We start from the raw sequence: 9,892 nt of genomic DNA, 5'->3' as shown, positions 1-9,892 counted from the left end.
GTCGGCGGACCGCGCAGCCGCCAGCAGCAGCTCGTCGTCGCCCGGGCGGCCGACGAGGCAGACGCCGACCGGAAGCCCGTCGACCTCCGCGAGCGGCAGCGAGACGGCGGGCAGACCCGCCAGCCCCGCGATGCACGTCATGGCGATCGTCCGGCTGCGGAGCGATCCCTTCGCCGCGGCATCCAGCTCGATGAGAGGCGCCGGACCGGATGCCGCCGCGAACGCGAGGACCGCACCCTCCGGGAGGATCTCCGCGAGGCGCGCGAGGACCTCGTCGCGCGCCTCGTCGGCGAGATGCATCCCGTCGGTCGGGGCGTTGCGGGCGTCGTTCATGCGCGCGGTGATGCCCGGGCCGAAGGACGGCTCCCGGGCCGTGACCCATTCGCCGTGGGTGCGCCAGATCTCGGGAAGCTGACGCGCCATGAACGCCGAGCGCCAGCGGCCCAAGGTCTCCGGCCCGGCGAGGTCGACGACGGTGCGCTCCGCCCCCAGCTGCTCCGCGAGCCGATCGACGGCCGCAGCGACGGCGTCGGCCGCGTCGGGGTCGGCGAGGGCCAGCACGTCCTGGGCGAGCACGATGCGCGGCACCGCAGGCGCGGCCTCGGGCACGGGCACGGGCGCCGAGCCCAGCAGCACCCGCGTCGCACGCTCCAGGTCGTCGCCGGTGGCGGCGAGCACCCCGACGGTGTCGAAGCGGGGGACGAGCGGCACCAGGCCCGCGGTGGGCACGCGGCCATGCGTCGTGCGGATGCCGAAGATGCCGCAGTACGACGCGGGCACGCGGGTGGAGCCGCCGGTGTCGGTCGCCAGTGCGTAGTCGACGAGCCCCGCGGCGACCGCAGCCGCAGAGCCGCTGGACGAGCCGCCGGGGATGCGGTCCGGATCGTGCGGGTTGCGCGGGGTGCCGTAGTGCACGTTCGTGCCCGACAGGCTGAAGGCGAGCTCGTCGCTGTGCGAGATGCCGACGACGCTCGCCCCGGCGTCGAGCCAGCGCTGGACGGCGGCCGCGTTGCTCGTCGCGACCTCCGCATCGGCGAGCCAGTCGGGGTTCCCCGCAGCGATGCGCTGCCCGGCGACGTCGAAGAGATCCTTGGTGACGGTGACCGTGCCGGCGAGCGGTCCGCTCGCCGCACCCCGTGCGAGCATCGCTGGCCCGACGCGCAGCGCGCCGGTGGCCTCTGCCGCCTCGGCCGAGGGGACGAGAGCGCTCATGCGTCGACCACCACGAGACGGTTGGGGATCGTGTTGAGCTCTTCGATGCCGCGGCTGGTCAACATCACCGTGCCGCCGATGCAGACGCGCTTGCCGTCGCGGAGGGCGTTCGGCTCGAACGCGAACGCGACACCCTCGGCGATCTCGAAGTCGCCGTCCAGGGCCACACCCGACGGCAGTTTGGGCAGGTGCGCGAGCGCCGGGTCGACGCTCGGGTCGATGCGCGTCGCGGAGTTGTAGAGCACGCCCGACACCGTCTGAACCATGGGCCCGGTGTTCCACGTCTTCGAGCGCTTCAGCGGCTCGTCCATGATCTCGGCGAGTTCTGCGAAGCGCATGCCGGGACGCAGTGCCGCGATGCCGGCGTGGTACGACTCCAGGCACACGTCCTCGAGCTCGCGCAGCAGGCGGTCGGGCTCGCCGAGGACGACGTCGATCTGCTGCTGCGACTCGAATCCGCCGTAGTACGCGAAGATCTCGGAGGCGATGCTGTCGCCCGCCTCCAGGATGTACGGGGCGCCGCCCATGCCGAACCACTCCGGCTGTCCCCAGCCGAAGCGATGCGAGCCGGCCCGCTCGAGGATGAAGGGCGCGCGCATCCATCCGCCGCCCGCGACGATGGCGTTGATCGCCGATGCCGTGACGACGCTCTCGCGCACGCCGACCCGCGTGGCCTCGACGTAGGCGGCGCAGGCGGCCTCGCCGATGGCGGCCGCCTTGCGGATCATCTCCTGCTCCTCAGCGCTCTTGAACTGCGTGAGCGTCTCGAAGGCGTCGGCCACGTCCACCCAGGTGACCTTCGGAAGCGCACCGAGGACATTCGTCCAGGTGCGGAACGGGATGACGCCGTTCCACTGCCCGACGGCCCGGCTGGTGAGCCCCACGACGCCGATCGTGGCGGCATCCAGCGACCGCTCCTTCAGCACGGCGGTGAGGTTGGCGATCGGGTTGCCGTGCAGCCAGCTGTCGGTCCAGCGCTCGTAGCGCGCGCCGGCGCCGTCGTAGCGGTTGATCGGCACGTCGCCGACCAGCATGAGGGGCTCCTCGGTCGGGGTGAAGAGCACCGTCGCGTGAGACTCCTCGTTGGTCAGGTACGAGTCGTTGGCGTTGCGCCCCTGGCCGAAGATCACGAGCGCGTCGATCCCCTGCTCGGAGAGGAACGCGCGCACGTTCGCCCAGCGGCGGTCGCGCTCGGCGATGCTCAGCGTGGGGAAGTAGTCGCTGTCTGCAGCGACGGAGTTGGGGACGATGGTCAGGGTCATGTTCGCTCCTCGGAGGTGGTCGGATGCGGCTCAGGCCGCGGTGGATGTCGGGACGCGGGCGGCGAGCGCGGCGCGCAGCGCGGCCGCGCTCTCGGTGATGAAGGCGAGTGCCTGGTCGGAGTCGACGGGAGCGCGCAGGCGATCGAGTCCGGGAGCCGTGCCCGCCAGGGCCCGTTCCTCGTAGCGATCGGTGAGCCCATCGACGACCGCGAACTCGTCGGCCGTGAGATCGGGATGCGCCGCCCACCAGCGCGGGTCGTCCACATAGAGCGGCATCTCGGCGTTCATCCCGATGACGCCCTCGATCGACAGGTTCGCCGTCGCCCCGCCCCGGTCCAGCTCACCGAGCAGCGCCTCCCAGTCGATGACCCCCGCCCCCACGGGGGCGAGGAAGCGGCCGATGCCGTCGTCGGTGCGATGCAGGGCGACGTCGCGCACGTGCGTCGACCGCGTGTAGGGCGCGACGCGACGAGCGGCGGCCACGGGATCCTCGCCGCGCACCAGCACGTTGGCGGTGTCGAACGTGATGCCGAAGGCGTCGGGGCCCGCCGTCTCGACCAGACGCACCACCTCGAACGAGCTGATCTCCTCGTGGGTCTCGATGTTGAGGTGAGCGCCCGTCTCGCGCAGCAGCGGAGCGAGCCGGTCGAGCACCTTGGCCGTGGCGGCGAGCTGATCGGCCCAGTCCACGTCGGTGCGGAACCGGTCGCAGGCGTACAGGCCGCGGATGCGGAACTGGTAGTTCGCGGTCGCGGTCCAGAGCTCCGTGATGCCCGCCGCGGTCACGGCGCGGATGATCCGCTCCATCCCGAGGAGGTAGTCCCCCTCGCCCAGGCGGCGGATCTCGGGCGCCTCCGGCGTCGCGAACGGGTTGACCTTGGCGACGCCGACCTCGAGGTACAGTCCGAGGTCGGCGGCGGCATCCGTCACCTCCGACAGCTCGCCGGCGTCGAGCGTCGGGCTCAGCGCGAACGCCGAGCGGAAGAACGCGCCCTCGAGCCCGAGGGCCGCGATCTGCTCGAGGGTGCCGATGGCACCGAGATCGGCGGCGCCCGGGAACTTGCTCGTGTCGGTGCCGACGCGACGAATCATGCCAGCTCCCCCGCGGTCGGGCTCAGGTCGACCAGGCCGCGCGAGAAGACGTTCGCCGGATCGTAGGCGCGCTTCACCGCCACGAGACGCTCGTATTTGCCGCCGTACACGGCCCGCGCAACTGCCTCATCGCCGGCGACCGAGGTGAAGTTGATGTACGTCCCGGCCTTGTAGGGCGCCAGTGCCTCGTCGAACCGCTTTGCCCACGCGACGAGCGGCGCCTTCTCGCCGGGGTACTCCCAGTCCGCCCCGATGTTGGCGCCGAACGGGGCGCCGACGCCGGCCGTCGAGTCGTTCGACGAGTCCCGCGGCGTGCGCCGGCCGGCGATGATCTCGAACGGGCACATCACCTGGTGGGCGATGTGGGCGCTGGAGTTGAGCGCGCGGCCCGTGTAGGCGTCGCTCATCTCGATCACGGTGTCGATCGCGGCGTCCGAGAAGTCCTGCAGGAACAGGTGCTTCCAGTAGTGCGAGATGCCGTAGCGGAACTCGTCGTCGGTCGCGTGCTGCAGCGTCACGTGCGGCATCGTGCGCAGGCTCTCGTAGATCGGCGTGCCGAGCGCGAACATCCCCGCCGTAGCCGCCGGTTCGTCGGCCGGGTCGCCGTAGAACACGGTCGCCAGCGACAGGATCGGCTGCCCGCGATGCTCGGCGGGGATCTGCGACCAGTACTCGGGGGCGCGGAGCAGCCGCAGGTAGGTGCCGATGTTGCCGGGGGCGTCGAGACCCCATTCCCGGAAGTGCCGCATAATCGCGGTGCGGTCGGATGCCGGGAAGAGCGCCTGACGCACTGTCGCGAGTCCCGGGAGCGGGACCGTGCGGAAGGTGAACCGCGTCGCGATCCCGAAGTTGTGGCCGGCGCCCTTGAGCGCCCAGAACAGGTCGGGGTTCTCCTCGGCGTTCGCGGTCAGGATGCGTCCGTCCGCGACGACCACCTCGATCTCGACGACGTGGTCGACGGTCGCGCCGTGCATCCGCGCGAGGTAGCCGAAGCCGCCGCCGAGCGTGAGCCCGGCGACGCCCGTGTGCGAGACGACACCGGCGGGAACGGCGAGGTCGTACGGCTGGGCGGCGCGGTCGACGTCGCCCCAGCGGCATCCGGCTCCGACCGTCACCGTGCCCGCCTCGAGGTCGAACACCACCCCGTCGAGCAGCGCCGTGTCGATGAGCACCGCGCCGTCGGCGACCGCGGTGCCGGCGAGGTTGTGGCCTCCGCCGCGCACGGTGAGGGGCACCTCGTTGCCGACGCACCAGCGCAGCGCGTCCGAGACGTCCTGCGCATCGCGGCATCGCACGATGGCGGCGGGGAGCCGGTCGATGTCGGCGTTCCAGACGCGACGGAGCAGGTCGTAGTCGGGGTGGTCGGGATAGACGACCTCGCACGAGACGGCGGCAGCCAGTTCGGAGAGCGCGGCGGTGGCATGGGTGAGGGTCATGGGGGCTCCTTCGGTCATCGGGTCGGCACGGGAACGGCGGCGGAATGCGCTGCTGCCGCGGGCGTGGCGGGGGTCGTGCGTGCGGCGAGGGTCGCGCGCAGGTGGGCGGCGCAGCGCAGCAGGAACTGCTCGAGCTCGCTGTCGGGCCGGAGCGCCCGCAGCTGCGCGAGCGATTCGGCGTCGCCGGCGGCGGCGCGGGCCTCGTACGCGACGGCCAGCGCATCGAGGCTCTGAAGCGCGTCGTCGGTGAGGTCGGGATGCCCCGCCCGCCACGTCGGATCCGCCACGTGCAGCTTCATCTCGGCGCGGACGACGCCGATCGGCTCGATCGTGAGGTTGATCGACGGGTTCTCCGCGAGGACGAGGTCGAGCGCGGCATCCCAGTCGATGACCCCCTCACCGCAGGGGGCGATGAAGCGCGACAGCCCCTCCTCGGTGCGCCAGAGCGCGGCGTCGCGGAGCTGGGTCGTGCGCACCTGGGGCGCGATCCGGGCGATCCCCTCGAGCGGGACCTCGGCCCGCACCGCCAGGTTGGCCGGATCGAGGCACACGCCGAGCACGTCCTCACCGACCGCGTCGATGAGCCGCAGCAGTTCGAACGTCGTGATCTCCTCGTGCGTCTCGAGGTTGAGTCGCACGCCCGTCTCGCGCAGCACCGGCGCCAGCCGCTGCAGGAATCGCTCCGTCGCCGCCAGCTGATCCGCCCAGTCGGCGTCGGTGCGGAACCGGTCGGTGAAGAAGATGCCGGGGTAGGGCTTGTAGCCGCCGACCGCCGTCCAGGTCTCGGTCCAGCCGAACCCGGCGCACGTGCGGATCATCCGCTCCATGCCCGCGAGGTAGCTCCCCTCCCCGAGATCCCGCACCCGCGGCAGCTCCGCGGTCATGTACGGGTTGACCTTGCCTACGCCCATCTCGACGTAGAGGTCGAGCTCATCCGCGAGCTGCGCGAAGTCGCGGAGGAACCCCGGATCGAGGGTCGGCGCGATCTCGTCGAGGGTGCGCACGTTGACGCCCTCGAGCCCCATGGCGGCGACGGCGCGCAGAGTCTGGAGGGGGTCGCCCCATCCACTCCTGCCGTCGGTGAACTTGACGTCGGTTCCCACGCGGGTCATGCGGCGATCTCCTTGTCGATCTGCGGGGTGAGGGCGGCTGCCGCTCGGCGGTTCTCGCGTCGCTGCCGCTCCGTGGCGGGATCCGCCCGGGGCACGGCCTCCAGGAGCGACCGCGTGTAGGGGTGGGTGGGATGCTCGTACACCTGCTCGCGCGTCCCCTCCTCGACGACCCGGCCCTTCTCGAGGATCACCAGGCGGTCGCACAGGTAGCGGACGACGGCGAGGTCGTGCGCGATGAACAGCACCGACAGGCCGAACTCCGCCTGCATGTCCTTGATGAGGTTGAGCACCTGCGCCTGCACCGACACATCGAGCGCCGAGACGGGCTCGTCGCACACCAGCACACGGGGCCTCACGACGAGCGCCCGCGCGATCGCGATGCGCTGACGCTGACCGCCCGAGAAGCTGCGCGGGTACCGCTTGACGTGTGCCGGATCGAGGCCGACGCGCTCGAGCATCTCGACGGTGCGGGCGCGCCGGCCGGCGGCGTCGAGGTCGGTGTGCACACGGAGCGGCTCCGACACGATCTGCCCGATCGTCATGCGGGGATCCAGGCTCGAGTACGGGTCCTGGAACACCATCTGCACCTGCGAGCGGAACACGCGCTCGGCGCGGTAGGTCATGCGGCGCAGGTTGAGGCCGTTGTAGACCAGCGACCCGGCCTGCGGCCGCTCCAGTCCCATCAGGCAGCGGACCGTGGTCGACTTGCCCGACCCCGATTCGCCCACCAGCCCGAGCGTCTCCCCCGCACCCAGGCGGAACGAGACGTGGTCCACGGCGGTGAACTCCCGCGAGCCCCGCCCGAAGCGCTTGACGAGGTCTTCGACCCGCAGGTCGACGCCATCGGTCGTCAGCGTGTTCATCGTCGTGCCTCCTCGAAGGTGGGGTCGCTCACGGCTGCGGGCGGGACGGATGCCGCGGCATCCGCTCGCATGACGTCCTCCACGGTCTGCAGCCTGACGAGCGGGTCCGCGTCGACACTCGGAATGGATGCCAGCAGCCCGCGGGTGTAGGCATGCTCGGGTGCCCGGAACAGGTCGTCGACCGGGCGGTCCTCGACGATGCGGCCGTGGCGCATCACCGCGACGCGATGGGCGAGGCCCGCGACGATCGCCAGATCGTGGGTGATCAGCAGCACCGCGAGGCCCAGTTCGCGGGACTGCTCCTCGAGCAGGTCGAGCACCTGCTCCTGCACGCGCACGTCCAACGCCGTGGTGGGCTCGTCGGCGATGAGCAGCTGCGGTCCGGCGATCAGCGCCGCGGCCATCACGACCCGCTGGCGCATGCCGCCGGAGAACTCGTGGGGGTATGCGCCGAGGCGCGTGGCCGCGGAGGGCACACCCAGCCGGTCGAGCATCTCGACGGCCTGGCGTCGCGCCGAACGGCGGCTGACACCCCGGATCACGAGCGGCTCGGCGACCTGGTCGCCGATCGTGAGGACGGGGTTGAGGGCCGTCATCGGGTCCTGGAACACCATGGAGACCGTGGATCCGCGCAGCTGCCCCAGCCGGCGCTCCGGTGCACCCACCACCTCCTGACCGGCCACGCGCACCGAGCCGGACAGGTCGACGGTGGGGTCCAGCCGCAGCACGGCCTTCGCCGTCATGGACTTGCCCGAACCGGACTCGCCGACGAGCGCGACGCGCTCGCCCCGCGCGATCGTCAGGCTGACCCTGTCGACCAGCGTGAGGTCGCCGTGACCGGAATCGGTGCGGGTCGCCGCGGGCACGCGCACCGTGAGATCGGTGATCTTCAGGACGGGGGCGTCGGTCATCGCTTCCTCCGCAGGCTCGGGTCGAGACGGACACGGAGGGCATCGCCGAGCAGCCCGAAGGCGATCGCCGCAATGGTGATGGCCAGTCCCGGGAACGTGGTGACCCACCACGCAGTGGTGATGTACTCGCGCCCCTGGGCGACCATGGCGCCCCAGTCGGCGCTGGGCGGGGGTGCGCCCACGCCGAGGAAGGCGAGACCCGCCATGAGGACGACGGCGCCCGAGATCTCCATGCTCGCCTGGACGTACACCGAGTCCATCGAGTTGGGCAGCACGTGGCGGACGAGGGTCGGGATGCGGCGGATGCCGTTCACCCTGGCCGACTCGACGTAGGCCGAGTTCATCGACACCCGCAGGATGCCGCGGACGAGGCGGGTCGTGCCGGGCCACATCGCGATCACCATGGCCAGCACGACCGAGCCGAGCGACGGGCCGAGAGCGGCGGCGATGCCGAGCGCGAGCACCATCGACGGCAGCGCCATGAACATGTCGCAGATCCGCATGATGGTGGCGTCGACGCCGCGAGGCGACAGCACCGCCGCACAGGCGATGACGACGCCCACGAGCGTGGAGAGGGCGACGACGGCGATCGCCGCGAGCAGCGTCATGCCGGCACCGGCGAGGAGCCGCGAGAGCACGTCGCGGCCGGCGTCGTCGGTTCCCATCCAGTGCGCGGCGCTCGGCGGCAGCAGCGCGTCGGACGGGACGGCGAGGTACGGGTCGTAGGGAGCGAGCAGCGGGCCGATGATCGCGACGACCACCAGCGCCGCCGAGACGACGATGGCGATGCGGTCCAGCGCTCCCGCGTGGGTGCCGAACAGGCCCCGGAGCCCCTTCGAGATCCCGCCGCCGAGACCGGCGGGCGTGAGCCACTCCGCGGTGCGGGGCGGGCGCGGACGCGGGTCGTCGGACGAGGAGGTCTCCTCGTCGAGTCCGGGCGGATCGGTGGTCAGCGTCATGCGCGCGCTCCCGTCAGATGCGACTCGCGCACGCGCGGGTCTGTCCAGATCTGCACGACGTCGACGATGAGGCTCGCGACGGTGAAGACGACGCCGATGACCAGGACGCAGCCCAGCACGGCGAACGTGTCCTGATTGAGGACCGCCTGATTGAGGTAGGTCCCGATGCCCGGCAGGGCGAACACGCTCTCGACGAGGAGGGCGGCGCCCATCATCCAGCCGAACTGCATGCCCAGCAGCGTCAGCGTCGACCCCATGGTCGACCGCAACCCGTGGTGCAGCACCACTCGATACGGTCCCGCACCCTTCGAGACGGCGAACGAGACGTAGTCCGAGTCGAGGGCGCCGATCATGTTCGAGCGCACGTTGCGGGCGATGGTGGACATGAACGGAGCGCTCAGGGCAAGGGCCGGGAGGATCAGGTGCGACAGCGAGTCGGCGAACATCGGCGGGCTGCCGGCGAGCAGCGAGTCGACGAGCGTGAACCCGGTGACCGGCGGCGGTGCCATGCCGAAGGAGTTGGCGCCCGAGATGGGGAGCCACCCCAGCGTGGATGCGAAGCCCCACTGGAAGAGGATCGCGAGCCAGAACACGGGCACGCCGCCCGCGAGGACGAACAGGATGCGCGCCGACACGTCGGGGGCGCGGTCGCGGAGGGCGGCCGACACCGCACCGAGGGGCACCGCGACGATCACGGTCAGGATCATGGTGACCACGACCAGCTGCAGTGTCGTGGGGACGGTCGCCGACAGGTCGCTCACGACGCTCTGGTGTGTCGACGCGGACTGGCCCAGATCGCCGCGCAGTGCGCGGCCGAGGAACACCAGGTACTGCTCGACCACCGGCAGGTCGAGACCGAGTCGTTCGCGGGCCTGCGCGATCTGCTCGGCGGTGGCGGTGCGTCCTGCGGCGACGCGCGCCGCGTCGCCGGGGATCAGCTTCGTCATGAAGAAGACGATGGTGATGATGCCCCACACGCTCAGGAGCGCGAGTCCCAGCCGCTTGGCGATATAGGTCGCCATTCGGGCCTCCTCGTTTCGGATCG

General features: G+C 71.5%; 9 protein-coding genes. All 9 read right to left on the bottom strand.

What is annotated here, in order from left to right; genetic code table 11:
* The coding region (locus VIP82_RS07705; protein WP_331907296.1) for an amidase at positions 1–1,212 on the bottom strand (1,212 nt) is incomplete at its 3' end.
* Positions 1,209–2,474 (bottom strand): M24 family metallopeptidase, encoded by a 1,266-nt coding sequence (locus VIP82_RS07700; RefSeq protein WP_331907294.1) that lies wholly within the window; start codon positions 2,472–2,474, stop codon positions 1,209–1,211. The genes VIP82_RS07700 and VIP82_RS07705, both read right to left, overlap by 4 nt.
* 30 nt (positions 2,475–2,504) lie before the next feature.
* Positions 2,505–3,566, bottom strand: coding sequence for a sugar phosphate isomerase/epimerase family protein (locus VIP82_RS07695; RefSeq protein WP_331907292.1), 1,062 nt, complete (start codon positions 3,564–3,566; stop codon positions 2,505–2,507).
* Positions 3,563–5,002, bottom strand: a complete 1,440-nt coding sequence (locus VIP82_RS07690; protein WP_331907290.1) for an FAD-binding oxidoreductase — start codon at positions 5,000–5,002, stop codon at positions 3,563–3,565. Before VIP82_RS07690 ends, VIP82_RS07695 begins: the two co-directional genes overlap by 4 nt.
* 14 nt (positions 5,003–5,016) lie before the next feature.
* Positions 5,017–6,114, bottom strand: coding sequence for a sugar phosphate isomerase/epimerase family protein (locus VIP82_RS07685; RefSeq protein ID WP_331907288.1), 1,098 nt, complete (start codon positions 6,112–6,114; stop codon positions 5,017–5,019).
* Positions 6,111–6,977 carry an ATP-binding cassette domain-containing protein gene (locus VIP82_RS07680; RefSeq protein ID WP_331907286.1) on the bottom strand — a complete coding sequence of 289 codons (867 nt, stop codon included), beginning with the start codon at positions 6,975–6,977 and terminating at the stop codon, positions 6,111–6,113. Before VIP82_RS07680 ends, VIP82_RS07685 begins: the two co-directional genes overlap by 4 nt.
* Positions 6,974–7,888 carry an ATP-binding cassette domain-containing protein gene (locus VIP82_RS07675; RefSeq protein WP_331907284.1) on the bottom strand — a complete coding sequence of 305 codons (915 nt, stop codon included), beginning with the start codon at positions 7,886–7,888 and terminating at the stop codon, positions 6,974–6,976. Before VIP82_RS07675 ends, VIP82_RS07680 begins: the two co-directional genes overlap by 4 nt.
* Entirely contained in the window at positions 7,885–8,847 is a 963-nt protein-coding gene (locus VIP82_RS07670; protein WP_331907282.1) for an ABC transporter permease, read from the bottom strand. The genes VIP82_RS07675 and VIP82_RS07670 overlap by 4 nt, the downstream gene beginning before the upstream one ends.
* Positions 8,844–9,869: an ABC transporter permease gene (locus VIP82_RS07665; RefSeq protein ID WP_331907280.1), complete on the bottom strand. Its 1,026-nt coding sequence runs from the start codon at positions 9,867–9,869 to the stop codon at positions 8,844–8,846. The genes VIP82_RS07670 and VIP82_RS07665 overlap by 4 nt, the downstream gene beginning before the upstream one ends.
* Positions 9,870–9,892: the final 23 nt, after the last annotated feature.

The sequence above is a fragment of the Microbacterium sp. genome (assembly GCF_036566905.1).
Classification (GTDB): domain Bacteria; phylum Actinomycetota; class Actinomycetes; order Actinomycetales; family Microbacteriaceae; genus Microbacterium.
The sequence above is the reverse complement of the archived record's forward strand: the minus strand, read 5'-3'. Positions and strand labels throughout refer to the sequence as shown.